This is a genomic window from Comamonas nitrativorans (assembly GCF_042654765.1).
Classification (GTDB): domain Bacteria; phylum Pseudomonadota; class Gammaproteobacteria; order Burkholderiales; family Burkholderiaceae_C; genus Comamonas; species Comamonas nitrativorans.
The window spans coordinates 94,679-118,778 of the sequence record NZ_JBHSEW010000008.1 but is presented as its reverse complement, the minus strand read 5'-3'; the positions used below and the strand labels follow the sequence as shown (position 1 = coordinate 118,778).

The following is a 24,100-nucleotide window of genomic DNA, read 5'->3' as shown; positions in this document are numbered from 1 at the left end:
TCAATGACACCTACCACCGCCTCCATCCAAGTTACCTGCTCCAACTGCAACCTGCGTGAACTGTGTATGCCCATCGGGCTGGATGCGCAGCAGATGCAGCGCATCGAGGAAGTGGTGGCCACCCGCCGCAAAATCAAGCGCGGCGAAATGCTGTTCCAGAACGGCGAGATATTCAACTCGCTCTATGCCATTCGCACCGGGTTCTTCAAGACCTGCGTCGCCACGGAAGACGGGCGCTACCAGGTGACAGGCTTTCAGATGGCAGGGGAAATCATCGGGCTCGACGGCATCGTGCAGAACCACCACACCTGCGATGCCATTGCGCTGGAAAACGCCGAAGTCTGCGTGATGCCGTTCAACCGCCTGGAAGAGCTTTCGCGGGAAGTGACCGCCCTGCAGTCGCACGTCCACAAGGTGATGAGCCGCGAGATCGTGCGCGAACACAGCGTGATGCTGCTGCTGGGCAGCATGCGGGCCGAAGAGCGCCTGGCGGCGTTCATCCTGAATCTGGTGCAGCGCCTGCATTCACGGGGCTTTTCCTCCTCGGAGCTGATCCTGCGCATGACCCGCGAGGAGATCGGCAGCTATCTGGGCCTGAAGCTGGAAACCGTGAGCCGCACTTTTTCCAAGTTCGTCGAAGACGGCATCGTTGAAGTCAAGCAGCGCCACATCCGCATCCTCGACCAGGAGGCACTGCAGCGCCTGGTCAATAGCTCACGCGAAGGCCGCTGAGACATCGGTTGAGCACCGCGCAAATGGCCAAAGAGGAAACCGTGCCCCTTTGGCCATTTTTCTTTGGAACGTATTGACGATCCTACAGGTACCAATTGAGCGCTTGCGGACGCCGCTCGGTCGTGAACCACAGCGGCTCCAGATACAGGCGCTCCGGCTTTACCGGTTCATCCTGCCCGACCAGATACACCATCATTTCCTTGCGGCGCAGCACCACATGGCTGACGGTTTCTTCCCGCCCCCCTTGCAAGACGCGGGTTCCGGGCTTGAACAAGGGCATTTGGAACAAATGGCCCCGAGGCGAAACGTCGGCCCCCGGGGCCGCCTGGGTAAAAGTCGTACTGTTCATCATTGATGACCTTTTCAAGCTTTTTCATTGCACACAATAAACGCTTGGTGTATCGGCAGATGCCCACCAAAGTTGAGCCACTTTTTCAACCTTCCTGCTCTTTCCCGGTTTTTCAAGGACTTCCCCGTGCGCTTCAAGCCCGACACCTTCACCCTTGCCCTGCTCTCGACCGTCGTCCTGGCCAGCCTGGCCCCGGCCACCGGGCAGTTTGCCCGCCTTCTGGATCAAGCCACGACCTGGGTGATCGTGCTGCTGTTTTTCCTGCATGGCAGCAAACTGTCCCGCCAGGCCATCTGGGCAGGTATCGGGCATTGGCGCCTGCACCTTGTCGTCACGGCCACCACTTTTGCCATCTTTCCGCTGATCGGCTGGCTGGCACAGCCTCTCCTTGCCTGGGCGCTTCCTGCCCCGCTGGTGCAGGGGATGCTGTTCCTGTGCGCCCTGCCCGCGACGGTGCAGTCGGCCATTGCCCTCACCAGCGTTGCCCGGGGCAACATCCCGGCCGCCGTGTGCAGCGCTTCCGGCTCGACCCTGATGGGCATCGTGTTCACCCCCCTGCTGGTCGGCGCCCTGCTGGCGCACAGCGGCGGCAGCGCGGGCGACCCGCTGGAGGCCGTCGCACGCATCGCCGTGCAACTGCTGCTGCCGTTTGCCGCAGGCCACCTGCTGCGCCCGTGGACAAGCAAGCTCTTGCAGCAGGCGGGATCGAAAATCCGCATCGTCGATCAAGGCTCGATCTTGCTGGTCGTCTACGCCGCCTTCAGCAGCGCCGTGGTCGCCGGACTGTGGCAGCAAATGCCGCTGCCGGCCATGGCGGTGCTGTTCGGCCTGTGCGCCCTGCTGCTTGCCATCGTCATGGGCTGGTGCCTCTGGATCAGCCGACGCCTGGGCTTCAGCGCGGCGGATGAAGCGACGATTCTTTTCTGCGGCGCCCAGAAAAGCCTGGTCAGCGGTATTCCCATGGCCAAGGTGTTGTTTTCCGCCGCCATGGTCGGGCCGATGGTGCTGCCGGTGATGCTGTTCCACCCGATGCAGATCATGGTGTCGGCCGTGCTTGCCGGGCGCTATGGGCGTCGGCACGACGCTGCCAACACCCTGGCCTGACAACAAGTACAACCCATGGTTACCCTCGATATACAAATATTAAAAACCATGGTTGCACCTACCTTTTCCCAGGCTTGCGAAAATAGGACGAACGTCCCCTTCGTGCGTGCTTGCAAAGCGCGTGCCAAGCGGGACTTTTCCTTTCAACAACGGCTGGCACCGCCAGCCCGCCAAGAAAAGAGGCCTATTTCATGCACATCAACTTCAGTGCCTACTACACGCTGATCCTGGCAGTGCTTGTACTGCTGCTCGGTAAATTCTTAGTCCAGCGCATCCGTTTTCTGCGCGATTTCAATATCCCCGAACCCGTGGCCGGGGGGTTGGTCGTTGCCGCCGTGATCTACACCCTGCATGAGACCATGGGGCTGACATTGGGTTTTGAAAGCAGCTTGCAGACGGCTTTCATGCTGATCTTTTTCTCCTCCATCGGCCTGAGCGCGAATTTCTCCAAACTACGCGAAGGGGGGATGGGACTGATGGTGTTCCTGGGCGTGATTGCACTGTTCATCGTTGTGCAGAATACGGTCGGCATGGGCCTGGCCGGACTGCTGGGACTGGACCCGCTGATCGGTCTGGTAGCCGGTTCGATCACCCTGGTGGGCGGACACGGCACGGCCGGTGCCTGGGGTTCGGTGCTGGAGGGGCAATATGGCCTGACAGGTGCAACCACTCTGGGGATTGCATGTGCCACCTTCGGCCTGGTGATTGGGGGACTGCTGGGCGGCCCGCTGGCCAAGCGCCTGATTACGCACCACCAGTTGGCCACGGCACGCCCGGACGCCGAGCAACTGGCCGCTACCGCCCCGACGGTGCCGGAGAGCGGCGAGCTGCCCAACTTCGAGTTCCCCTCGAATGCGCCACGCCTGATTACGGCCGACGCTGCCATCGAAACCCTGGCCCTGTTTGCCGGCTGCCTGGCGTTCGCCGAATTCATGACCCATTTGACCAAGGACACGGCCATCCAGCTACCGACCTTTGTCTGGGCGCTGGGTTCGGGGGTCGTGATCCGCAACGTTCTGGACTACGTCTTCGGCATCAAGGTGTTCGACCGTGCCATCGACGTGTTCGGCAACGCCGGCCTCTCGATTTATCTGGCCATGGCCTTGCTCTCTCTGAGGCTGTGGGAGCTGACCGACCTGGCCGCCCCGCTGATGGTGATTCTGGCAGCACAAACGGTGGTGATGGCGCTGTACGCCGGCTTCGTCACCTTCCGCATCATGGGCAAGAACTACGACGCCGCCGTGCTGGCCGCCGGTCATTGCGGGTTCGGCATGGGAGCCACCCCGACGGCCGTCGCCAACATGCAGGCCATCACCAACCAGTATGGCCCCTCCCACAAGGCATTCCTGATCGTGCCGCTGGTGGGTGCCTTCTTCATCGACATCATCAACGCCTTCATGATCCAGGGCTTCATCCAGCTGGTGCGCTAATCCCGGCGCTACGGCCCGGCCGCGCCACAGGGCTTTTTTCCGGCAGCACGGCGATGGGCTCCCGGGTCTGCGCATACCATCGGGGCCATGCGTTTTTTCCGGTTCCTTTCCGTCGCCCTGCTGGCACTGCTGGTTTGCGGCTGTGCCTTGCCGCCCCTGGCCGAACGCAGCCACAGCGCCGCCGTACCGGCCAGCAGCACCGCACACACGCTGCTGGGCCTGACGGCAGCACACCTGCGGGCGCAAGAGCAAGCACCGGCACAGACCACCGGCATCACCCCCCTGGACAGCCCGCGCGAGGCTTTTGCCGCCCGCCACTTCCTGGCCCGCAGCGCGGTGCAGACGCTGGACGTGCAGTACTACATCTGGCGCCCGGACACCAGCGGCCTGATGCTGCTGGGCGATCTGCTGGCCGCTGCCGACCGGGGCGTGCGTGTACGCCTGCTGCTCGACGATGGCGGCACGGGGGGCATGGACACCCTGCTGCACACCCTGAGCAGCCACCCGAATCTGGAGGTGCGCCTGTTCAACCCCTTTGTGCTGCGCTGGCCCAAGTTGCTGGGCTACCTGTTCGACTTTCAGCGCACCAACCGGCGGATGCACAACAAGTCGTTCACGGCGGACAACCAGGCCAGCATCGTCGGCGGGCGCAACATCGGCAATGAATACTTCGGCAGCCCGCAAGGGGTGCTGTTCGCCGATCTGGACGTGCTGGCCCTGGGCCCGGCGGTGCAGGACATTTCCCAGGACTTCGACCGCTACTGGGCCAGCGCGTCGGCCTACCCGATCGAGCGCATCGTCACCGTCCCCTACCAACTGACCCTGGCCGGGCTGCGCCAGCGCATCCAGGCCAAGGTGGACAGCGCCGAAGGCCAGCGCTACCAGCAGGCCCTGACGGGCAGCCGCCTGCTGCAACAACTGGCGCAGCAGGATTTGAGCCTGCTGTGGGCACCAACGCACCTGGTCAGCGACGATCCGGCCAAGGTGCTGGGCCAGGCCCCCGAACAGCAGCTGATCGGCGCCCAGCTCGCCGCCGTGATCGGCACCCCGATGGAATCGGTCGATCTGGTATCGCCCTACTTCGTGCCGACACAGGCGGGGGTGGACGCGCTGGCGCAACTGCGCAGTCAAGGCATCCAGGTGCGGGTGCTGACCAATGCGCTGGAGGCCACCGACGTGAGCATCGTCCACGCCGGCTATGCCCGCTACCGCGTCCCGCTGTTGCGCATGGGGGTGGAGCTGTACGAGCTGCGCCGCCAGGCACCGCCGGAACCGCCGCGCCCCCTGCACGAGCGCTTCAAGCGCCGCTGGCTGCTGGCCGGCAGCGGCACCAGCCTGCACGCCAAAACCTTTGCCATCGACGGCCAGCGGGCGTTCGTCGGCTCGTTCAACTTCGACCCGCGCTCGATGCTGCTCAATACCGAAATGGGGCTGATGATCGAAAGCCCCACCCTGGCCCAGCAAATCAGCAATGCCTTCGAGCAGGAAATTCCCTGGCGTTCGTATCGCCTGGGGCTGGATGCGCAGGGACATGTGCAGTGGGAAGTGCCGCCCCCGGGCAGCGGCATCGTCTACCGCCAGGAACCCAACACCCGCTGGTTCAAGCGCTGGGGGCTATGGCTGTTGCAGCACTTGCCGCTGGAGCCATTGTTATGAAAAAAGTAGCATTTTCCGCGCAAAAGCATTGATTTTCAGACCAATAAGATGCTGATATTCACTATTTATCAGCGTAAGAAGCTATCTTTTTAAAGAAAAATTCCTTTTACGCTACTGCCCCGGCAGGCGGGACAGCTCCCGCTCGATGCCCTGCACGTCGCTTTCCTGGCGGGCGATGCGGGCTTTCAAATCGGCCGCCCGGGCCTGGTACAGCTCGGGCTTGCTCTCCTCCAGCGCGGTCTTGGCAGGCTGGCCGTCGTTGTATTCGGTCTTCAGCACTGCCAGGCGCTCCTGGGCCTTGGCCAGTTCGGCCTGCAAAATCGCCCGTGCATCGTTGTCCCGCACCTGCTGCTGGCTGCTGCTGACCTGGGCGCTGGCCGGCCCCCGGCTGGTCGCAGCCGCCGTCGTACCGCTGGCCGTACCGCTCGTACTGGCCCGGCTGCTGCCCGCGCCCTGCGTATGCACCACGGTGACAGAGCCGCCTTCGACGACCCGGCAGTTTTCCTTTTTCGCCTGGGCCGCATTGTTCGTGTATTCGTTGCCGCAGCGGTAAATCCGGCTTTGCCCCCAACTGGCAGAGGCCAGCACCAGCAGCGCCACGGCACAGGCAGACTTCATACGGATTGATTTCATTGCGCTATCCACCTTCATAATTTTGCGTATCCTTGCAGACGAGAGTTTCCCCCAGCACTGTAAGCCACAGACGTGCCCAAGGTGCATGGCCCGGCAGCGTTCCTCCGTATGCAATACTTGCAGAAACAGTTTTTTACCAAAGCAGTGCGCCCATGACCACTACCGCCCACCCCGCAGCCACTGAGCGCGTAATCAAAAAATACCCCAACCGCCGCCTGTACGACACCAGCACCTCCACCTACGTGACCCTGGCCGAAGTCAAGCAACTGGTCATGCAGCGCGAGCCTGTCGTCGTCAGGGACGCCAAGACCGGCGAAGACCTGACCCGCTCCATCCTGCTGCAAATCATCCTGGAAGAAGAAGCCGCCGGCGCCCCCATGTTCAGCGAAGCCATGCTGGCCAACATCATCCGCTTCTACGGCCATGCCATGCAGAACCACATGGGCAGCTACATCGAGAAGAACGTGCAGATGTTCACCGACTTCCAGACCAAGCTGGCCGAGCAAACCGGCAACCCCGACGCCTGGGCCAAGATGATGCAGATGCCCCAGGCCATGCTGCCCGCCGGCTACGCCGAGCAAATGCAGAAAATGCAGGAGCAGATGCGCCAGCAGACCGAGCAAATGATGGGCATGTTCGGCTTCAAGCGCTAACGCGCTCTCCTGGCCCCTACACGTTCACACCAATGACGCCCAGGGTCCCAGCACAGCGGTAAGCCGCTGATCTTTTAAGGAAAAACGAAGCGGCAGCGCAATCGCTTGCGCCAGTGCGAACACCAGTGCAATGCCCAGGCCGGCGTGCTCTACCGTGCCGCCTTCCGGGTCCTTGCGCCAGAAGCGCTTGCCCAGATGCTCCAGATCGGCCATCTGCAGCCGGGGTGCGGTATTGGTAATGGAGAGCACCCAGCCCGCCTCGCCGCGCTGCAGACAACATTCAAGAACATCGCCTGCAGGGGCGTACTCCATGGCATTGCGCAGCAAGTTCGAGAGAATGCGCTCCAAGATGCCCTGGTCGCTTTGGATCCATACGGACGCAGGCAAATCCTGGCGGATGGCGGGAGGGATGCGCCCCGCCTGCATGGCCTGCTGGCGGCTGCACTGCAGCAGCTCCCGCACCAACGCCGCCAGATCCAAAGGGTCCGGAGCCGGTATTTGCTGGCCCGATTCCAGCTGGGCGACCAGCAGCAGTGTGTCCACGCTGCGCTGCATCCGCGAACATGCCTGGATGGCGGTACGCAGACCACGGCGTGCGCGTTCAGGGTCGGAATCGCGCAAGGCACTTTCTGCGCTGGTGCGAATTTCTGCCAACGGCGTGCGCAACTCGTGGGCCACATCGCTAGCGAAACGCCGCTCGCGGTCAATGGCGCTGTACAGGTGGTGCAGCCCCAAGTTGAACGCATCGACAAAGGGGCGCAGCTCGTGCGGAAAATCCCCGCCCAGCGGCTGCATCGGACGATCGGCACGCAAGCTGCTCAAGGCAACGCCTGTACGTTCCAGGATGGCCACCACCCGGCGCACAAGGTACAGCGCCAGGCCAGTGGCCAGCAGGGTGGCCAGTGCAATCCCTCCCAGCAAAGCGAAGTGCACGCGCCGCTCAGTGCGGTTCCAATCTTCGCGCTCTGTGGCCACCACCAAAATCTTGGAACGTCCCTCCGGCATCGGAAGGCGTGTGGCCAGGGCCCGACCAACATGGCCATCGGGGAGCGTGACATCGTAGTAGCGCGGCGTACCCTGCTGCATCGGCCCCAGCGAAAGGGTGGCACCCGCGCTGCTGGGCGAGCGCAACGCGACGGTGCCAGCCTCCTGATCGAATACCGTAAAAAATTCGGTATGCCCCTCAGGCTCGTACTCGGGCATGAGCAGCTGCAGCGCTTGTGGGCCCAGCGCCTGCAGCATGCGCCCCACGGCGGCCGAGCGCTGCATCAGCGAGGTATCCATGCGCTGGTAAATGGCACGGTCAATCCAATAATCCAGGGTCAGAAACAAGATAGCGAAAGTGCTGCCTATGGACAGCACCAGCCCTATGACCAAGCGGCGCTGTAAAGACCAGGAAGTGCCCTTTTCGGGCAAGCGTGGCTTCATAAACATCCGGTTCAAGGCAATACGTAACCAAAACCTCGGCGCGTCAGTATCACATCGCCCAGGCCGTGCTGACCCAGCTTGGTGCGCAAGGTGCTCACAATGACTTCCACCACTTTGTCCGAAGCGTCGCTGCTGCTGTCGTACAGATGCTCAAAAATTTGCGCACGCGAAAACGTCACCCCCTGACGGCGCAACAACAGCTCCAGCAGCGCGTACTCTTTGGGTGTCAGGCCCACATCCAGCCCCTGGCACTTGGCGGTACGTGAGCGTGGATCAACTTCCAATGCACCATGGCGCAGCACCGGAGTGTCCCGTTGCGGGGGGCGGCGCACCAGCGCCCGCAGGCGTGCCAGCAACTCCGCCAGTTCAAAAGGCTTGGTGAGGTAATCGTCGGCCCCGGCATCCAGCGCTCGCACGCGGTCGTCCAGGGCGTCACGCGCCGACAACAGCAGCACCGGCGCAGCATGGGGATCCTTGTTGAGTTCGCGCAATACGTCCAGACCATCCAGCCGGGGCAGCATCCAATCCAGGATCACGGCGTCATAGCGGTAGCTGGCCAGAAACGTCAAGGCCTGCTGACCATCGCCCGCAATATCGCAGGCATACCCCTCCAACACCAGGCTGCGGCCCAAGGCACTGGCCAGCATCTCTGAATCTTCAACAATCAATACACGCATGAAAGCAGTCCCGCCACTCACTTTTTATTTATAAAGAAATCGCCATATACCCCTTATAAATCAAGAGGTAACAGCTATCAAAAAACAAACCCATTCAGGGTTTGATTATGGGCAGCATTTGGGGAGAAATGCTCACACCGTGGTCAAGCGTGCATCCAAAGCTTTTCCAAAGCTTCGTTACCCAAAATAAGGGAAATTGCTTATTGGAGAACTGCCACCAATGTCTTATAGCCCGCTCTTACCCCATTCTCCCCGCCTTCGGTTGTTCAGCCACGGGCATTTATCCAACGGAGGGGCCTTGCTATGACCCCTCCCGCCCAAACCACCACAGGCTCCAGGGGCCACACCAAGGTTCTGGCAACGGCTGCTGTATTTGCCGCTGCGGTGGCCGCTGGCTATGGCGTGTGGACGGCGTCCACGCGCCCGGCAGCAGTGACCAGCTCCAGCACGGCTCAGGTACCGAACGCGCAGGCAGCCCCCGACGGCAGGGTGGTGCTGAACGCTGCCCAGTTGCGTGCGCAAGACCTGGAAACGGCAGCGATTGCGACCACCAGTGTTTTGTCTGTGGACGGACTGATGGCCCAGGCCATGGTGCCCCTGGCGGCCAGCGCACAGGTGGTGGCCCCGTACGGCGGGGTGGTGACACGCCTGCTGGTGGATGAGGGAACACCGGTACGCCAAGGCCAGGCCCTGGTACGCATCCAGAGCCAAGAAGTGCTGAACGCCGAAGCCGAGCTGGCACGCGCACGCACCGAAGCGGCCACCGCCCGCTTGCAGGCGCAGCGTGACGCAACGCTGCTGGCCGAGGGCATCATCGCCGCAGCCCGCAACGAGCAATCCCAGGCCCGCGCGGCGGCAGCCCAGAGCACGCTGCAACAGGCCCAGGGCGCATTGGCACGGCTGCGGCCCGTGACCAGTGGCGCAGCGGGCGAGTACGAATTGCTTGCCCCCATCGCTGGCCAGGTGGTTCGCCGCCAGGTCGTGCCCGGTCAGGCTGTGGCGGCCCTGGAGACGGTATTCATGCTGGCCGAACCCGGGCAGTTGGACATCTTTTTTTCTGCCCCGCTGCGGCTGCGTGCCGATTTGCGTCCAGGTTTGGAGGTGCGCTTGCCCGATGGCTCCCTGGCCCAGGTGCAGGCCGTGGGGGCCGATGCCGATGCCTCCAGCCAAAGCCTGCGGGTACGCGCACGCCTGTATGCCGCCGAAGGTGCAGCCCTGCCCTATGCGGCAGGCCAGCAACTGCGCGTGAGCCTGCTGCTACCCGCTCCCGACAATACCTTTATCGTGCCAGCATCTGCGCTGCTGCCCTCGGGCACTGGGCACGTGCTGTTTATCGCTGAAACCCTGCCCCAGCAGAAAACCAACCCCCAGCCTGCCCCAGTCGGCATCCGTGCAGTGGCAGTGGAATTGCTGGAAGAAAGCGATGCCGGCAGTGCCGTACGCGCTCTGCAGGTTACGGGCACTGCGACCGGCTCGGCCACCGGCGCCAGACCATTGGCGGCTGGTATGCAGGTCGTCACCCGGGGGACGGCCTTGCTCAAATCCATGATTCCCATGCCTTCGGCTCAGTAAGGAGGGACTGCCGATGTTGTCTCGCCTGATCGAGTTTTCCCTGCGCCAGCGTGCACTGGTGCTGCTGGCGGTGCTGGCCTTGGCCGGTGCGGGCATCGCCTCGTTCCTGAAACTGCCCATCGATGCCTACCCGGACATCTCGCCCACCCAGGTCAAGCTGATTCTCAAAGCACCCGGCATGACGCCCGAGGAGGTGGAATCGCGCGTCATTGCACCGCTGGAGATGGAACTGCTGGGCGTCCCCCAAGGGGTGATGCTGCGTTCCACCGCCAAGTACGCCATTGCCGATATCACGCTGGACTTTGCCGAGGGCAGCGATATTTACTGGGCACGCCAGCAGGTGGCCGAGCGCTATGCCAGCGTCTCGGACAATTTGCCCGAGGGAGTAAGTGGCGGCCTGGCCCCGATCTCCACCCCGCTGTCGGACATCTTCATGTTCACCCTGGAGGGTGGCGGCCTGAGTCTGGATGATCGCCGTACCCTGCTGGACTGGACGCTGCGCCCCGCCTTGCGCACCCTGCCCGGGGTGGCCGATGTCAACGTGCTGGGCGGACAGGCCAAAAGCTTCACCGTTGTCCCCGACCGTGCACGACTGTCTGCTGCAGGCCTGGGCTTCGCCGACATCATCACGGCGATTGGCGAGAACAACCGCAACGATGGCGCAGGCCGCCTGGAAGCGGGGGAAAACACACTCATCGTGCGTGCCGAGGGTGCCATCCGCAACCTGCACGACCTGTCCCGGGTGGTGCTGCGCCCAGGTACGGCCACCTCGCCCCCTGTCCTGCTGGGCGATGTGGCCAGCGTGCGGATCGAGGGCTTGACGCGCTACGGTGCCGTCAGCCGCGATGGCGCAGGGGAATCGGTGCAAGGCATCGTGGTGGCGCTGCGTGGTGCCGATGCTTCCACCTTGGTGCAAGCCATCCGCACCCGCCTGGACGAACTGGCCCCCAGCCTGCCCCCAGGGGTAAAAGTCGTGCCGTTTTACGATCGCAGCACGCTGATTGCCCGCGCCGTCGGGACGGTGGAAAGCGCATTGATGGAAGCCACCGCCCTGGTCATCGTACTGTTGCTGCTGTTCCTGGGGGAACTGCGGGCCGCCCTGGTGGTCGCGCTGATGGCCCCCCTGGCGGCCCTGGGCACGTTCTTGCTGATGCGCCTGACCGGCATCAGCGCCAACCTGATGAGTCTGGGCGGCCTGGCCATTGCCATCGGCATGCTGGTGGATGCGGCAGTGGTGGTGGTAGAAAACGCCGTCAGTCGCCTCGACCCCACCGCCCCTGGTGCACAACTGCCGCGCTTGCACCGCATTTTTGCAGCAGCACGCGAAGTCGCCGTCCCGGTGGCTTCCGGCATTCTCATCATCTGCCTGACGTTCATGCCCTTGCTCACCCTGCAGGGGCTGGAAGGCAAACTGTTCACCCCGGTGGCCTTGACCATTGTGTTTGCGCTGGCAGTTTCGCTGCTGCTGTCGCTCACCCTGGTGCCGGTGCTGGCATCGTTGCTGCTCAAGGAACAACCCCACAGCGAGCCTTGGGTCATGCGCGGCGCCATACGCCTGTACAAACCCCTGCTGGAGTCCGCGCTGCGCCATCCGCAGCGTGCTTCCGCCGTAGCGATTGCCGCGCTGGCCCTGGGATTTGCCGCCTACTTGAGCACGGGCAAGGCCTTTATGCCAACGATGGATGAGGGCGACATCCTGCTGCAGCTGCAAAAACCGCCGTCCATCGGCTTGCAACGCTCGCTGGAAATCGACCTGGCGGTGCAGCGTGCCATCGGTGCGGCAGTGCCCGAAGTGCAGCACAGCATCGCCCGGGTCGGCTCTGACGAACTGGGCCTGGATCCAATGGGCCTGAACGAGACCGATATGTTCATGCAGCTGGCCCCACACGCAACGTGGCGCATGGCCGACAAGGACGCCCTGAGTACCGAGATCCGCAAGGTGATGGAGGATTTTCCTGGTCTGGAATTTGGCTTTACCCAGCCAATCGAGATGCGCATTTCCGAAATGCTCACCGGCAGCCGGGGCGACGTGGCCGTCAAACTGTTCGGCCCCGATCTGCAAACCCTGGGGGACTTGGCGCAGCGCATGGCTGCCAGCATCGAAAAGGTGCCTGGCGCACGCGATGTGCTCACTCAGGCCAGCGACACCGTCGAATACCTGCAGGTGCAGGTGGACACCCAGGCGGCAGGCCGTGCCGGGTTGGCCGTCACGCAGATTCAGGACGAGCTACGCGCCCAGTTGGAAGGCGTGCCCGCCGGCACGGTGATTGAGCCAGACCGGCGCACCCCTATCGTGGTGCGCGGCGATGCCCAGCTGCGCACCTCTGCCGAGCGCTTTCAGAGCGTGCGCCTGGCACGGGGCGACCAGGGCGAAATCCCGTTGACGGCCCTGGCCAGCATCGGCGTTACCGACGGCCCCGTGCTGGTACACCGCGAAAATGGTTCGCGCTTCGCGCTGATCCAGTCCAGCGTGAGCGGGCGTGACCTGGTCGGCTTTGTGGCCGAAGCCCGTGCCGCCGTGGCCCGCGACGTGCCCCTGCCCCCCGGCTACCGGGTCGAATGGGGCGGCCAGTTCGAGAACCAGCAACGCGCCGCAGCCCGTCTGGGGCTGGTGGTGCCTGTAGCCCTGGGCCTGATCTTCTTCGTGCTATTCATGACCTTTGGCTCCGTGCGCCAGGCCACGCTCATTCTGGGCAACGTGCCCTTTGCCATGGTGGGCGGCATAACCGCACTATGGCTGTCCGGGCAATACCTGTCGGTGCCCGCATCGGTAGGCTTTATCGCATTGCTGGGGATTGCAGTACTCAACGGCTTGGTGCTGGTGACGCACTTCAACCACTTGCACACCCTGGGCTTGCCCATGGAGCAAGTCGTGCGCGAAGGCTCGCTGCGCCGCCTGCGCCCGGTGTTGATGACCGCCTCCATCACCGCCTTTGGTCTCGTCCCCTTGTTGCTGGCTTCCGGCCCCGGCTCGGAAATCCAGCGTCCACTGGCAATCGTGGTGATCGGCGGCTTGGTCACCTCCACTGCGTTGACGCTGGTGTTGCTGCCCGTTCTCTACCGACGTTTTGGTCAATCCCAAACAACCCAAGGAGGTGCCGCATGAGCACACCCCAACACCCCGCAGATATCGAATGGGTTCGGCTGAACCTCCTCTTCCCGCCCGCTTTGGAAGATGCCATCACAGACACCTTGATCGCCGACCCCTCCCTGCCTGGCTTTACCCTGCTGCAGGCCGAGGGGCACAGCAGCGATTTCGCCCACGCTACCATCCGTGAACAGGTGCGCGGCCGGGTCGATAAGCGTCTGCTCTGGATCGTGACCGAGCGCCAGCGCGTCGACAGCCTGCTCGATACGCTGCGCCAGCGCATCACCTCGCGCGATGTGCGCTGGTGGCTGGAGCCTGTGATTGCCGGAGGACGACTGGCATGAAGCTTCTTCCCTCTCTGAGTGCCCTGGCCCTGGCCTGCGTGTCTTGGTCGGCACCAGCGCAAGACGCCGCCGTCCCCTGGCTACCCGCCCCGGCGCAAGTTCAAGCCGCCATGCAGGCGCACCCCACCGTGCGAGCCGCTGCCGAACGCGTGCAGGCCGCCAGCACCACCCAACGCGCCCTGGACGTAGGCAGCCATGAATTCCAGGCCGATACGGTCCTGCAACGGCGCAATGTGCACGATGAACAACGGCGCTACAACGAGTGGGAGCTGGGCCTGAGCCGCGCCATCCGCCTGCCGCGCAAAGCCGCACTGGATCGGCAGATTGGCGACAGCACCCGCCACCTGGCCGATTTGCGCCGGGAAGATGCCGAGCACCAAGTCGCCCGACGGCTGCTCGACGCCTGGATGAACTGGCTGCGCTGCAGCGCCATCACCATCGAGACCACCGCACAAAGCCAACTGCTGGAACGCGAGCACGACACCCTGGCACGCCGCCTGACCCTGGGTGATGCGGCACAGCGCGATGTGGACGTACTGGAGGCCGAACGCGCCTCCCTGGCAGCTCAAACCCTGATGGCCCGCGACGCCCAGGCGGCCGCTCACCAGGCACTGGCACTGGGATTTACCCCCATCACAGTGCCCGACCAGCTGCCACTGCTGCCCAATCCGACGGATTGGCTGGACGACAGCCAAGACTGGCGTGCCCGCATCATTTCCGAAAACGCCGAAGTGGCTATTGCCCAGGGCACCAGCCAGTTGCAAGCCCTCACCGCCGAACGCGCCCGTGCAGATCGCACCCCAGACCCCACGCTCGGAGTGCGTGTCCTGTCCGACCGCGGCGGGCGCGAGCGCACCGTGGGCGTGGTGCTGTCCATCCCCATCGGTACCTCCTACCGCAGCGCCATCGCCAACGCAGAAAACGCCAACGCGAATGCTGCCGAAGCCGACGCCGCCGACATGCTGCGCACGGTCGAACAAGAGGCATGGATATCCGTACAAGCCGCCCAAAGCAAGCACGCACAATGGCAAGCGCTGCAACAAGCCCTGACCGCCCAGACAGCAGCCAGCCAACGCACACGCAAAGCCTGGGAATTGGGTGAGGCGCCATTGAGCGAATACTTGCTGGCCCTGCGCAACCTGCACCAGGCCCGCTTGGCAGAAACCCAGGCCCGGGTGGACGCGCTGCATGCCGCCCTGCGTGTACGCATTGATGCCCATGCCATGTGGCACAACGCCGCAGCAACACCATAGGCCACCGCAGCCCGAGCGGCTACGGGCGGTGGCCGCTATGGATCGCCGATCATTTCGAGAACGGCAAAAAGACCGGCGCTGCGGTATCGGTCTTTTTTTATACGGCCAGAGCCCTACGCCGGACCGGGCACTAAAATCGGTGCCATTGACGGCTGCCGCCGTCCCCATTTTCTGCATACAAAGGCACCCCGGGTGCCTTTTTCTTATCGCTTCGCGCTTTGTACCCTCCATGAACAACCTCACCAGCGCCCCCAAAGTCGGCTTCGTCTCCCTGGGCTGCCCGAAGAACCTGACCGACTCGGAACTCATCATCACCCAGCTCAGTGCCGAGGGCTACCAGACCGCCAAGAGCTTTGCCGGGGCCGATCTGGTCATCGTCAACACCTGCGGCTTCATCGACGATGCCGTCAAAGAAAGCCTGGACACCATCGGCGAGGCGCTGAACGAAAACGGCAAGGTCATCGTCACCGGCTGCCTGGGCGCCCGCACCAACGCCACGGGCGACAACATGGTCGCGGGCATCCACCCCAGCGTGCTGGCCGTCACCGGCCCGCATTCCACGCAGGAGGTGATGGACGCCGTGCATGAACACCTGCCCAAGCCGCACGACCCCTTCATCGACCTGGTGCCCGGCCTGCCCGGCGCGGTGGGCGAGGCGGGCATCAAGCTCACCCCGCGCCATTACGCCTACCTGAAGATTTCCGAAGGCTGCAACCACCGCTGCACCTTCTGCATCATCCCCAGCATGCGCGGCGACCTGGTATCGCGCCCGATTGGCGACGTCCTGAAGGAAGCGCAGGCGCTGTTCGCCGGCGGCGTGAAAGAGCTGCTCATCGTCAGCCAGGACACCTCGGCCTACGGCGTGGACATCAAATACCGCATGGGCTTCTGGGAAGGCCGCCCGGTCAAGACGCGGTTGTTCGAGCTGGTGCAGGAGCTGGGCAAGCTGGCGCAAAGGCATGGCGCCTGGGTGCGCCTGCACTATGTCTACCCCTACCCCAGCGTGGACGACATCCTGCCGCTGATGGCGCAGGGGCTGGTGCTGCCCTACCTGGACGTGCCGCTGCAGCACAGCCACCCCGACGTTCTGAAGCGCATGAAACGCCCAGCCAGCGGCGAGAAAAACCTGGAGCGCATCCAGCGCTGGCGCGAGGTCTGCCCCGAGCTGGTCATCCGCTCCACCTTCATCGCCGGATTCCCTGGCGAGACGGAGGAAGAATTCCAGCACCTGCTGGACTTCGTGCGCGAAGCGCAGATCGACCGCGCGGGCTGCTTTGCCTACAGCGACGTGACCGGCGCCACCGCCAACGACCTGCCCGGCCAGTTGCCGCAAGCCGTGCGCGAAGAACGGCGCGAGCGCTTCATGGCCGTGGCCGAGGAAGTCTCCATCCAGCGCCTGCAACAGCGCGTGGGCCAGACGATGCAGGTGCTGGTCGACAAAGCACACAGCCTGGGCAAGAAAGGCGGCATCGCCCGTAGCTGGGCCGATGCGCCGGAAATCGACGGCCTGGTTCACCTGCAACCGATTGCCAAGGCCAGCCAGCAGTACAAGGTGGGCGACATGCTCAAGGTGCGCATCGCCGCCGCCCAGGGGCACGATCTGATCGGCGAAGTGCTTTGATAAACATAGCTTTTACCGCTGGTATTCATTGGTTTTCAGATATTTTTATCCTTGAAAACCCTATCGAATCATCGGAAAAAGCTACTCAATCAATAGCATAATCCCAAAAAAGCGCCCCTTTCACAAGGGGCGCTTGGTATTTTTCTGCTGACCTGGAACGTATTTACGCTCCCGGCGCGAAAAGGTGTGCGCGGTGCGGATTTACACCGCCAGCAACTCGACGTCGAACTTGAGCGTGGCGTTCGGGGGAATCACGCCGCCGGCGCCACGGGCACCGTAGCCCAGTTCGGCCGGAATGATCAGGGTACGCTGGCCGCCGACCTGCATTCCCTGCACGCCTTCGTCCCAGCCGCGAATCACCATGCCGGCGCCCAGGGCGAACACAAAGGGATCGTTGCGGTCTTTGCTGGAGTCGAACTTGGCGCCTTGCTGGCCGTTCTGGTAAAGCCAGCCGGTGTAGTGAACGGTAACGTTTTTACCGGCAACCGCCGTCGCGCCGGTGCCGACGACGGCGTCTTCATATTGCAGGCCGGAGGCCGTGGTGGTCAGTGCCATGGGATTCCTTCATCCATCAGTCAATAAGAAGCCCGGCAAGCCGGGCTAAGGGAACAACGCCTGCGGTGCAGGCCGCTGCTGCAATTACCCCTTGGGCTTGCCGGCCCAGCGGTTGGCAAAGGCTTGCAGATCGCTCAGGCGCTTGAGCAAATCCTGGCCTTGCAGGGTGACGGTGTAGCCGTCGCTGCCATGCTCCATGAAGCCGGCTTCGCGCAGCTCCTTGATGCGGGTGTTCAGGGTGTTGGGGGTGATGCCGCCGACGCTGTCCTGCAGCAGGCGGAAGGTTTGCGGATGGCCATCGCGCAAGGCCCAGAGGATACGCAGGGCATAGCGGCGCTCGAGCTGTTCGAGCAACTGGTTGATGGCAATGTTTTCTTTGGGGCTCATGGGTGCTTCTCCTGGTGCTACGCCATGGTGGCGCGTCATTTCGCTACAAGTTTAGTAGCTCTAAAGGTGCGCTGACAAGGAACTGCCCCGGAATTTCGGACAATTTTCCTGAAAATGTTGCATTGCTGCTACGTTTTTTGCGGAAAATCAAATGAAAACCGATAAAAAAGAACGCCAGGCCTGATGCCATCAGTGCCTGGCGCTATCGGTTTGGAAATGGCTACGCGGCGACTCAGGCTGGCGTGCCGCCTTCGGGAGCGGTTTTCTGGTCGGTGCCTCCAGCGGCCATGGACAGTTCTGCCAGCTTGGCAGCCAGGAAGTCGTCGTAGCCTTTTTGCACCAGCTCGAAGGTTTTATTGATGCCTTCGGCAATCGGGCTGCCCTCGCCCAGGACGCCCAGGCCATTCAGGATGTCGCTGGCCTCGTTGAAGCCCTGCTCGAACCCGCCCCGGATCAGCGCGACGAAGTTGCGGGCCACGTCCTCGGGCGCCTCGTTCTTGTGCTGGGCCGCATAGGCATCGAAGAATGCCGTGGACATGCTCAGAATCCGCCCTGCCGTGGCCTCCGGGCTGTTGTCCTGGCCCATGGCCTGACCGATGGCATCGGGCCCCAGCTCGGGCGCCAGGTACTCGTTGATGCTGTCGATGGCACTGCGGTACAGCAAGGCCATGCTGTTGTTGCCCGCCTGCAAGGAAACCTGCAGCGAAGCCTGCAGGATTTGCGCATTCAGCGCATCGCGCTGGCCTTGCGGGCGGCTTTGGGCTGCGGCCTGGGCTTCGGTCAGCGCATCGCTGGCCGGGGCCGCATGGCCGGAAACGGGCTGAGGCTGGTTCGGGGACAGGCCAGAGGTGGATGCAAGCATGGGGTTCTCCTGCGTAGCTAAGGATGGACTTGGCCCTTTATCGGCAATCTGGCGCAGAACTTGAGTGCTGCAGGAGAAGAAAAATCACCCCTGCTCGGCCAGCAGTTCCTGCAAGGTCTGCACCTGCAGGCGCAGGCGCTGGTTTTCTTCCTCCAGCGCAGCGACACGCTCTTGCAGGGCGCGGGTCTGGGGGGCATCGCCAGGGGTGTCTGCCAAGGCCGATGGCTCGGCAGCATCCAGGGCCGTGGCTTTTTCCTGCCGGGCGGTCTTTTTTGCCTCGCGTACCCGCTTGGCGGCGTCTTTCAAGGCCTGGGCACCCTGCTGGGCCGTGGTCTGCTGCTCGGCCAGGGGCAGGTTGGCCAGCACGGCAGCGGTACTCAGGGACAGTTCCCCGTTCTTGACGGCGCTGACCACCTCGGGCGCGGCCTTTTGCTGGATGGTTTCGATCTGCTTGACCTGGCTGGGTGTCAGGCGGGCCGCCCGGGCCAGGGCTTCGCGGGTGTCCAGCGCCTGCTCGGGCACCTTGGCCACGCCGGCCAGGGCACTGCTGGCAAGGCTTTCCGGCTCGACGGCGGCATCGGATTCCTGAGCGCTGGCGTTTTGCGCGGCCTGCACGGCAGTGGCGGCAGCGGTGCGGCGCTGGGTGATGATTTCGCGTTTGCGCAGGGCCAGCACACCGCGCTGGAAGTCGGAGACGCTGCGCCGGCCCAGGTGCTGGTCGATCATCCACAGATGCACGTCCTCCATGCTCTGGAAGTGCGGGTTCTGCACGGTCTGGAACGGCAGGCCATGCTTTTGGCAGATGCCGTAGCGGTTGTGTCCATCGACCAGGATGTTGCCCCACAGCACCAGGGCATCGCGGCAGCCTTCGGCCAGGATGCTGCGCTCCAGCGCGTCGTGTTCGTCGGGGGTCAGGGGGTCGATGTACGCCTGCAGCTCGGGCAGGATGGTGATTTCCGAAGTCATAAATGGTTTTTCTGTGGCAGAAGCGCCCCGGTGCGGGGCCGTTTTTCACCCCGGTATTGTCGGCAAGACAGAGACGGATGGCAGCGCTAGGGATGTTCCTGTGCAGCACAGCACCCGTAACAATTGGTGTAAACACCAATGCGAACGCACGTTCGATGGTGTCCACTTCATAACCTGATTTAGCACGACCGTGCTTTTATTGATAACAGGAGTGGGCACTGTGACCAAAGGCAGGATGCATGGCATGAGCGTGACGCAAAAATTGTGGCTCGGCGTCGCGGCGATCGTGGTTGGCTCGATCATCATTACCGGCCTGGCGGGCTGGAACTCGGCACAGCACCAAAAGAGCTTCAATGCCCATGAACAGGTGCTTTCGACCCGTCTGGCGCAGGCGGTGCAGTGGCAGGCCCTGGCCCAGGTGAATGCGGTGCGCACCCAGGCCCAGGCGCTGGGCCGGGAATCCGGGCAGGCGGCCCATTTTGCCGAGCAGATCAGCGCCACCAGCGCCGAAATCGATACGCTGGCCCAGGCCCTGACGGCCAGCGCCCAGACGCCCGAAGACCATGCCCAGTTGCGCCAGGTGCTGCAACTGCGCCAGCAGGCCCAACAGCATCGGGCCGCCGCCACGGAGGCAACCGCCTCGGCCACGGCAGAGCAGGCGGCGGTCGAACAGACCTACCTGCCCGCTGCGCACAACTATCTGCAGGCGTTGCAGACACTGGTGCAGCACTGCAGGCAAAGCCTGGATGCCATGCGCTCGGAAATGGGCGCGGCCCGCCAGGGCGTGGTGCGGGGAGCGGCACTGAACATGCTCGGCTTGCTGGCGGCGATTGCGTTTGGCGCGTACCGGCTGATCAACGGCATTCGCCGTGACCTGGGCCAGGCCAATGCCGTGGCCGGGCAAATTGCCGCCGGGGACCTGGATGTGGCCGTGCAAGTGCAGCGCGGCGATGAATTTGGCCAACTGCTGCAATCCCTGCAAGCGATGAGCGGCTCGCTCGGCCAGATGATGGTGGAGGTACGCGACAGTGGCGACGCCATTGCCCTGGCGAGTGCCGAAATTGCCGGCGGCAACCAGGATTTGTCGCAGCGCACGGAACTGACCGCCAACCACCTGCAACAGGCCGCAGCCGCCATGCAGGAGCTGGTGCAGACCTTGCAGACCACCGCCGACGGCGCCCACCAGGCGGCCCAACTGGCCGGGCAGGCTTCCAGCGTGGCCCAGCGCGGCGGTGCGGTGGTCGGCGAGGTCGTCACGACGATGCAGGACATCCACGCCCACAGCGAAAAAATTGCCGACATCACCAGCGTGATCGACAGCATCGCGTTCCAGACCAACATCCTGGCGCTGAACGCTGCGGTCGAAGCGGCCCGCGCCGGGGAACAGGGCCGGGGCTTTGCCGTGGTCGCCGCCGAGGTGCGCCAGCTGGCCCAGCGCAGTGCCCAGGCCGCGCGGGAGATTAAGCAGCTCATCCAGGATTCGGTGCAGCGCGTGGCCGATGGCGCACGCCTGGTCAATAGCGCAGGCAGCACGATGACCGAGGTGGTCACCTCCATCCACAGCGCCAGCACCGTGATGCACGACATCAACACCAGCGTTGCCGCCCAGCGCGACAGCGTGGCCCAGGTGCATCAGGCCGTGGGGGCGCTGGATCAGATGACGCTGCAAAACGCCAGCCTGGTCGAGCAAAGCGCAGCCGCCGCGCACAGCATGCACCAGCAGTCCGAGCAGTTGCGGGCACTGGTGCAGCGGTTCAACCTGGGCACCACCGCACACGCCCTGTCCGCTTCGCCACCGGCTTTGCGCCTGGCGTAATTCCATTGCCAATATTTATACAATCGCCGATTCTTGATTTACCGTGCAAAGCCTTGCGGAATTTGCATAGCAAGCTATGAATTTAATGAATCTACGGAATCTGCGCATTGGCGAAGGCTGGGATGTCCACGCCCTGGTGCCCGGGCGGGCGCTGATGCTGGGCGGCGTGCAGGTGCCGCACAGCCACGGCCTGCTGGGGCATTCGGATGCGGACGTGCTGCTGCACGCCATTACCGATGCGGTGCTGGGCGCGGCCGCCCTGGGCGATATCGGACGGCATTTTCCGGACACCGACGCCCAGTTCTACGGTGCCAGCTCTGCCGTGCTGCTGCACGAGGCCATGCGCCGCGTGCGCCTGGCCGGGCTGGAACTGGTGAATCTGGATGCCACCGTGGTGGCGCAGGCCCCCAAGCTGGCGCCGCACATCCCGGCCATGTGCCAGACCATTGCCCAGACCCTGGGCGTGGCGGTCGAGCAGGTGAATGTGAAAGCCAAGACGGCAGAAAAACTCGGCCCCGTCGGCCAGGGCCATTCGATGGAAGCGCGGGCCGTCGCGCTGCTGGTACGCCAGGAAGCTTGATAAAAAAATAGCTGCTTCCGCTTTCCAAATAACGATTTCAATGCTTATTTATCTTGAAATCGTTTATTTACAAGCGAAAGCAGCTATTACTTCTCAACTATCTTTCAACTGTCGCCTTCCACCCCGGGCGGCAATTGGCGCTTGACCGACGGGCGCTGCAGGCGTTGCTGGGCCTGGGGACAGTCATCGTGGACACGCTGCAGGTGAATCTGCGCGACCAGCCCTCCGTCCTCGGCGTTTTGCAGGACGAAGCGTCCCCCCATGCGCTGCACGGTCTTGTCCACAATCGACAAGCCCAGCCCCGCGCCGGCAGCGGCGGTGCGGGCCGTGTCGCTGCGAAAGAACGGCTCGATCAGCTTGGCCAACTGCGCCGGCGGGACGCCGCTACCGTGGTCGCGCACCAGCAAATGGGCCTCGGAGCGGTGCAACTGCACTGAAATATCGACGTAGGCAATGTCGGTGTCCGGGGTTTTCCCGTAGCGACGGGCGTTTTCCAGCAAGTTGGAAATCACCCGGGACAGTTCCACCTCATCGGCAAGCACGGAACAGTCCTCGGGCACCTGCATGACGATTTGCAGCTCGTGGTGGTTCTGCACGGCGTAGACGCAGGAGGAGATCACCTGGTGTAGGTTGATCGCCGTCAGGCGCACGTGGTCGGGGCGGGCGTAGTCCAGGAATTTGTCGATCGTAGCGTCCAGCTGGACGATGTCGGCCACCATATGCTGGCGGGCAATGTCGTCGGTAACGCTCATTTCGGTTTCCAGACGCAGGCGGGCCAGCGGGGTGCGCAGGTCGTGCGAGATGCCGGCCAGCATCACCGCCCGGTCTTGCTCCAGGCTGGCAAGCTTTTGCGCCATGCGGTTGAAGCCGATGTTCACCTCGCGGATCTCGCTGGTCACGGCCTCTTCGTCCAGCTGGCTATCGACAAAATCGCCTTCGCGCACGCGGCTGGCCGCCTGGCGCAACTGCTTCAGGGGCCGGTTGATCAGCCCGGCAATCATGGCCGCGCCCGACAACGACAGCACCAGCGCCACGAAAAGCCAGATCAGCCAGGTCTTGCCCCCGGCCGCGGGCGACGAATCACGCGAGTCGAGCAGCAGCCAATGCGGCTGGTCGTGGATGTTGAAGCCCACCCAGGCACCCGGTGTGCCATTGACCTCGCTGGCCAGCAGCGTATCCGGCCCCAGGCGCTGGCGCATGGTGTTCAGCAGGTGCTGGTTCTCGGGCGTCAGTTCCACAAGGGCAAAGCGATCGTCCTCCTTGCGCTGGCGGATGCGCAGCCCTTCCTGGTCCGCCAGGGTTTTCAGCAGGGCCACCTGGGTGATGCCGTCCGCATGTTCCAGCGCAGCGCGGCTGAGGTTGACCAGCGAGGCCGTCTGCTCCGCCGTCTGCAGGCTGTGCGGCTGCGCGTCAAACGCCCGCAGGGCCTGCAGCCAGCCGCCCGTGCTGCACAGCATCAGAATGGCCAGCAGGAAAAAAGTGCGCCAGAAAAGGCTCAACTCCACCTTGCGCAGGTTCGACTTGGCCGGCATCAGTGTGTTCCATCAGGAACAAAGACGTAGCCCACTCCCCACACGGTCTGGATATAGCGCGGATTGGCCGCGTCCTCTTCCACCAGCTTGCGCAGGCGCGAGACCTGGACATCCAGGCTGCGGTCAAACGGCTCGAACTCGCGGCCCCGGGCCAGCAGGGCCAGCTTTTCCCGCGACAAGGGCTGGCGCGGGTGGCGCACCAGGGCCTTGAGCATGGCGAACTCCCCGGTGGTCAGGGGCTGCTCCTCGCCATGCTTCTGCAGCACCCGGGTGCCCAGATCCAGGCTGAAGGCGCCGAAATTGACCACCTCGTTGTCGTTGCTGGGAGCGCCCGGCGCCTCCTGCAGCGGACGGCGGCGCAAGACAGCATGAACGCGGGCCAGCAGCTCGCGCGGGTTGAAGGGCTTGCCCAGGTAATCGTCGGCACCGACTTCCAGGCCGACGATGCGATCGACATCCTCGCTCTTGGCCGTGAGCATGATGATCGGCGTGCGGTCGTGCGCCGCCCGCAGGCGCCGGCAAATCGACAGGCCATCCTCGCCCGGCATCATCAAATCGAGCACGATCAAATCCACGCTCTCGCGCAGCAGCAAGCGGCCCAGGGCCTTGCCATCTTCGGCCACGGAGACTTCAAACCCCTCCTGGGTCAGATAACGGCGCAGCAGATCGCGGATGCGGGCATCGTCATCAACCACGATGATTTTGTCGGCACGATTCGGGGAGGTGGACATGAAGGCTTCCTTTCGTTTCCTTGCGGGTAGATGCGATGGATTGTGCCGACTTCCGCCAGGGGAAAATGTTATTTTCTGTTTACCTGACTAAAAGTTACAGAATTCCCCTCCGCCCCCAACAGGCGCAGCCG

The 24,100-nt window shown here is 63.5% G+C and carries 22 protein-coding genes; 12 read left to right on the top strand and 10 right to left on the bottom strand.

Annotated elements, in window-relative coordinates:
- Window positions 1–3: 3 nt before the first annotated feature.
- Window positions 4–732 carry a fumarate/nitrate reduction transcriptional regulator Fnr gene (gene fnr / locus ACFO3A_RS10350; protein WP_377726120.1) on the top strand — a complete coding sequence of 243 codons (729 nt, stop codon included), beginning with the start codon at window positions 4–6 and terminating at the stop codon, window positions 730–732.
- Between the two features lie 82 nt (window positions 733–814).
- On the opposite strand, the gene ACFO3A_RS10345 is transcribed toward fnr, so the two are convergent.
- Window positions 815–1,081, bottom strand: a complete 267-nt coding sequence (locus ACFO3A_RS10345; RefSeq protein ID WP_377726119.1) for a hypothetical protein — start codon at window positions 1,079–1,081, stop codon at window positions 815–817.
- 126 nt (window positions 1,082–1,207) lie between these two features.
- Here ACFO3A_RS10345 and ACFO3A_RS10340 point away from each other — a divergent pair, with 126 nt between their 5' ends.
- The 3 genes from ACFO3A_RS10340 to ACFO3A_RS10330 all read left to right on the top strand — a co-directional run bounded on the left by ACFO3A_RS10340 (window position 1,208) and on the right by ACFO3A_RS10330 (window position 5,271).
- On the top strand, window positions 1,208–2,185 hold the full coding sequence (locus tag ACFO3A_RS10340; RefSeq protein ID WP_377726117.1) for a bile acid:sodium symporter family protein: 978 nt from the start codon (window positions 1,208–1,210) through the stop codon (window positions 2,183–2,185).
- A gap of 191 nt (window positions 2,186–2,376) precedes the next feature.
- Entirely contained in the window at window positions 2,377–3,615 is a 1,239-nt protein-coding gene (gene gltS, locus ACFO3A_RS10335) for a sodium/glutamate symporter (protein WP_377726116.1), read from the top strand.
- 87 nt (window positions 3,616–3,702) lie between these two features.
- Entirely contained in the window at window positions 3,703–5,271 is a 1,569-nt protein-coding gene (locus ACFO3A_RS10330; protein WP_377726114.1) for a phospholipase D family protein, read from the top strand.
- 111 nt (window positions 5,272–5,382) lie between these two features.
- Here the strand turns inward: ACFO3A_RS10330 and ACFO3A_RS10325 are convergent, their stop codons facing one another.
- Window positions 5,383–5,889: a hypothetical protein gene (locus ACFO3A_RS10325; RefSeq protein WP_377726113.1), complete on the bottom strand. Its 507-nt coding sequence runs from the start codon at window positions 5,887–5,889 to the stop codon at window positions 5,383–5,385.
- A gap of 167 nt (window positions 5,890–6,056) precedes the next feature.
- Here ACFO3A_RS10325 and phaR point away from each other — a divergent pair, with 167 nt between their 5' ends.
- Window positions 6,057–6,557: a polyhydroxyalkanoate synthesis repressor PhaR gene (gene phaR / locus ACFO3A_RS10320; protein ID WP_377726111.1), complete on the top strand. Its 501-nt coding sequence runs from the start codon at window positions 6,057–6,059 to the stop codon at window positions 6,555–6,557.
- A 24-nt stretch (window positions 6,558–6,581) separates the two neighbouring features.
- Here phaR and ACFO3A_RS10315 read toward each other — a convergent pair whose 3' ends face one another.
- Together ACFO3A_RS10315 and ACFO3A_RS10310 are read right to left on the bottom strand one after the other, a co-directional pair.
- Window positions 6,582–7,889, bottom strand: a complete 1,308-nt coding sequence (locus ACFO3A_RS10315) for a sensor histidine kinase (protein ID WP_377726110.1) — start codon at window positions 7,887–7,889, stop codon at window positions 6,582–6,584.
- A 107-nt stretch (window positions 7,890–7,996) separates the two neighbouring features.
- Window positions 7,997–8,662, bottom strand: a complete 666-nt coding sequence (locus ACFO3A_RS10310) for a response regulator transcription factor (RefSeq protein ID WP_377726108.1) — start codon at window positions 8,660–8,662, stop codon at window positions 7,997–7,999.
- Between the two features lie 303 nt (window positions 8,663–8,965).
- On the opposite strand from ACFO3A_RS10310, the gene ACFO3A_RS10305 reads away from it, so the two are divergent.
- The 5 genes from ACFO3A_RS10305 (at window position 8,966) to rimO (ending at window position 16,540) form a co-directional block, all read left to right on the top strand.
- Window positions 8,966–10,234 (top strand): efflux RND transporter periplasmic adaptor subunit, encoded by a 1,269-nt coding sequence (locus ACFO3A_RS10305; protein ID WP_377726106.1) that lies wholly within the window; start codon window positions 8,966–8,968, stop codon window positions 10,232–10,234.
- A 13-nt stretch (window positions 10,235–10,247) separates the two neighbouring features.
- Window positions 10,248–13,340, top strand: a complete 3,093-nt coding sequence (locus ACFO3A_RS10300; RefSeq protein ID WP_377726105.1) for an efflux RND transporter permease subunit — start codon at window positions 10,248–10,250, stop codon at window positions 13,338–13,340.
- Entirely contained in the window at window positions 13,337–13,666 is a 330-nt protein-coding gene (locus ACFO3A_RS10295; protein ID WP_377726104.1) for a DUF3240 family protein, read from the top strand. The genes ACFO3A_RS10300 and ACFO3A_RS10295 overlap by 4 nt, the downstream gene beginning before the upstream one ends.
- A complete protein-coding gene (locus ACFO3A_RS10290) occupies window positions 13,663–14,919 on the top strand; it encodes a TolC family protein (RefSeq protein WP_377726103.1) in 1,257 nt (418 codons plus the stop codon). Before ACFO3A_RS10295 ends, ACFO3A_RS10290 begins: the two co-directional genes overlap by 4 nt.
- A gap of 229 nt (window positions 14,920–15,148) precedes the next feature.
- Window positions 15,149–16,540, top strand: coding sequence for a 30S ribosomal protein S12 methylthiotransferase RimO (rimO, locus tag ACFO3A_RS10285; RefSeq protein WP_377726102.1), 1,392 nt, complete (start codon window positions 15,149–15,151; stop codon window positions 16,538–16,540).
- A gap of 201 nt (window positions 16,541–16,741) precedes the next feature.
- Here rimO and ACFO3A_RS10280 read toward each other — a convergent pair whose 3' ends face one another.
- From ACFO3A_RS10280 to ACFO3A_RS10265, 4 genes are all read right to left on the bottom strand, one after another.
- Window positions 16,742–17,095 carry an FKBP-type peptidyl-prolyl cis-trans isomerase gene (locus tag ACFO3A_RS10280; protein ID WP_377726100.1) on the bottom strand — a complete coding sequence of 118 codons (354 nt, stop codon included), beginning with the start codon at window positions 17,093–17,095 and terminating at the stop codon, window positions 16,742–16,744.
- A gap of 84 nt (window positions 17,096–17,179) precedes the next feature.
- On the bottom strand, window positions 17,180–17,482 hold the full coding sequence (locus ACFO3A_RS10275) for a winged helix-turn-helix transcriptional regulator (protein ID WP_377726099.1): 303 nt from the start codon (window positions 17,480–17,482) through the stop codon (window positions 17,180–17,182).
- Between the two features lie 232 nt (window positions 17,483–17,714).
- Entirely contained in the window at window positions 17,715–18,344 is a 630-nt protein-coding gene (locus ACFO3A_RS10270; protein ID WP_377726096.1) for a DUF5610 domain-containing protein, read from the bottom strand.
- 84 nt (window positions 18,345–18,428) lie between these two features.
- On the bottom strand, window positions 18,429–19,310 hold the full coding sequence (locus tag ACFO3A_RS10265) for a ParB N-terminal domain-containing protein (RefSeq protein ID WP_377726095.1): 882 nt from the start codon (window positions 19,308–19,310) through the stop codon (window positions 18,429–18,431).
- Window positions 19,311–19,554: 244 nt separating this feature from the next.
- Here ACFO3A_RS10265 and ACFO3A_RS10260 point away from each other — a divergent pair, with 244 nt between their 5' ends.
- Together ACFO3A_RS10260 and ispF are read left to right on the top strand one after the other, a co-directional pair.
- The gene (locus tag ACFO3A_RS10260; protein ID WP_377726094.1) at window positions 19,555–21,126 is read left to right on the top strand and encodes a methyl-accepting chemotaxis protein; all 1,572 of its coding nucleotides are present in this window, start codon (window positions 19,555–19,557) and stop codon (window positions 21,124–21,126) included.
- 85 nt (window positions 21,127–21,211) lie between these two features.
- On the top strand, window positions 21,212–21,706 hold the full coding sequence (ispF, locus tag ACFO3A_RS10255; protein WP_377726092.1) for a 2-C-methyl-D-erythritol 2,4-cyclodiphosphate synthase: 495 nt from the start codon (window positions 21,212–21,214) through the stop codon (window positions 21,704–21,706).
- A 104-nt stretch (window positions 21,707–21,810) separates the two neighbouring features.
- Here ispF and ACFO3A_RS10250 read toward each other — a convergent pair whose 3' ends face one another.
- Both ACFO3A_RS10250 and ompR read right to left on the bottom strand, forming a co-directional pair.
- Window positions 21,811–23,238, bottom strand: a complete 1,428-nt coding sequence (locus ACFO3A_RS10250) for an ATP-binding protein (RefSeq protein WP_377726090.1) — start codon at window positions 23,236–23,238, stop codon at window positions 21,811–21,813.
- Complete coding sequence (ompR, locus tag ACFO3A_RS10245; protein WP_377726088.1) at window positions 23,238–23,969, bottom strand: osmolarity response regulator transcription factor OmpR; 732 nt, start codon at window positions 23,967–23,969, stop codon at window positions 23,238–23,240. Before ompR ends, ACFO3A_RS10250 begins: the two co-directional genes overlap by 1 nt.
- Between the last annotated feature and the right edge of the window lie 131 nt (window positions 23,970–24,100).

Excerpts from the sequence above, each read along its gene's own strand:
- ACFO3A_RS10270 (WP_377726096.1), bottom strand. The coding sequence starts at position 18,344 with ATGCTTGCATCCACCTCTGGCCTGTCCCCGAACCAGCCTCAGCCCGTT.
- ACFO3A_RS10290 (WP_377726103.1), top strand. The coding sequence starts at position 13,663 with ATGAAGCTTCTTCCCTCTCTGAGTGCCCTGGCCCTGGCCTGCGTGTCT.
- ACFO3A_RS10295 (WP_377726104.1), top strand. The coding sequence starts at position 13,337 with ATGAGCACACCCCAACACCCCGCAGATATCGAATGGGTTCGGCTGAAC.
- phaR (WP_377726111.1), top strand. The coding sequence starts at position 6,057 with ATGACCACTACCGCCCACCCCGCAGCCACTGAGCGCGTAATCAAAAAA.
- ACFO3A_RS10310 (WP_377726108.1), bottom strand. The coding sequence starts at position 8,662 with ATGCGTGTATTGATTGTTGAAGATTCAGAGATGCTGGCCAGTGCCTTG.
- ACFO3A_RS10265 (WP_377726095.1), bottom strand. The coding sequence starts at position 19,310 with ATGACTTCGGAAATCACCATCCTGCCCGAGCTGCAGGCGTACATCGAC.
- gltS (WP_377726116.1), top strand. The coding sequence starts at position 2,377 with ATGCACATCAACTTCAGTGCCTACTACACGCTGATCCTGGCAGTGCTT.
- ACFO3A_RS10280 (WP_377726100.1), bottom strand. The coding sequence starts at position 17,095 with ATGGCACTGACCACCACGGCCTCCGGCCTGCAATATGAAGACGCCGTC.
- rimO (WP_377726102.1), top strand. The coding sequence starts at position 15,149 with ATGAACAACCTCACCAGCGCCCCCAAAGTCGGCTTCGTCTCCCTGGGC.
- fnr (WP_377726120.1), top strand. The coding sequence starts at position 4 with ATGACACCTACCACCGCCTCCATCCAAGTTACCTGCTCCAACTGCAAC.
- ACFO3A_RS10250 (WP_377726090.1), bottom strand. The coding sequence starts at position 23,238 with ATGCCGGCCAAGTCGAACCTGCGCAAGGTGGAGTTGAGCCTTTTCTGG.
- ispF (WP_377726092.1), top strand. The coding sequence starts at position 21,212 with ATGAATCTACGGAATCTGCGCATTGGCGAAGGCTGGGATGTCCACGCC.
- ompR (WP_377726088.1), bottom strand. The coding sequence starts at position 23,969 with ATGTCCACCTCCCCGAATCGTGCCGACAAAATCATCGTGGTTGATGAC.
- ACFO3A_RS10260 (WP_377726094.1), top strand. The coding sequence starts at position 19,555 with ATGAGCGTGACGCAAAAATTGTGGCTCGGCGTCGCGGCGATCGTGGTT.
- ACFO3A_RS10305 (WP_377726106.1), top strand. The coding sequence starts at position 8,966 with ATGACCCCTCCCGCCCAAACCACCACAGGCTCCAGGGGCCACACCAAG.
- ACFO3A_RS10300 (WP_377726105.1), top strand. The coding sequence starts at position 10,248 with ATGTTGTCTCGCCTGATCGAGTTTTCCCTGCGCCAGCGTGCACTGGTG.
- ACFO3A_RS10325 (WP_377726113.1), bottom strand. The coding sequence starts at position 5,889 with ATGAAGTCTGCCTGTGCCGTGGCGCTGCTGGTGCTGGCCTCTGCCAGT.
- ACFO3A_RS10330 (WP_377726114.1), top strand. The coding sequence starts at position 3,703 with ATGCGTTTTTTCCGGTTCCTTTCCGTCGCCCTGCTGGCACTGCTGGTT.
- ACFO3A_RS10275 (WP_377726099.1), bottom strand. The coding sequence starts at position 17,482 with ATGAGCCCCAAAGAAAACATTGCCATCAACCAGTTGCTCGAACAGCTC.
- ACFO3A_RS10345 (WP_377726119.1), bottom strand. The coding sequence starts at position 1,081 with ATGAACAGTACGACTTTTACCCAGGCGGCCCCGGGGGCCGACGTTTCG.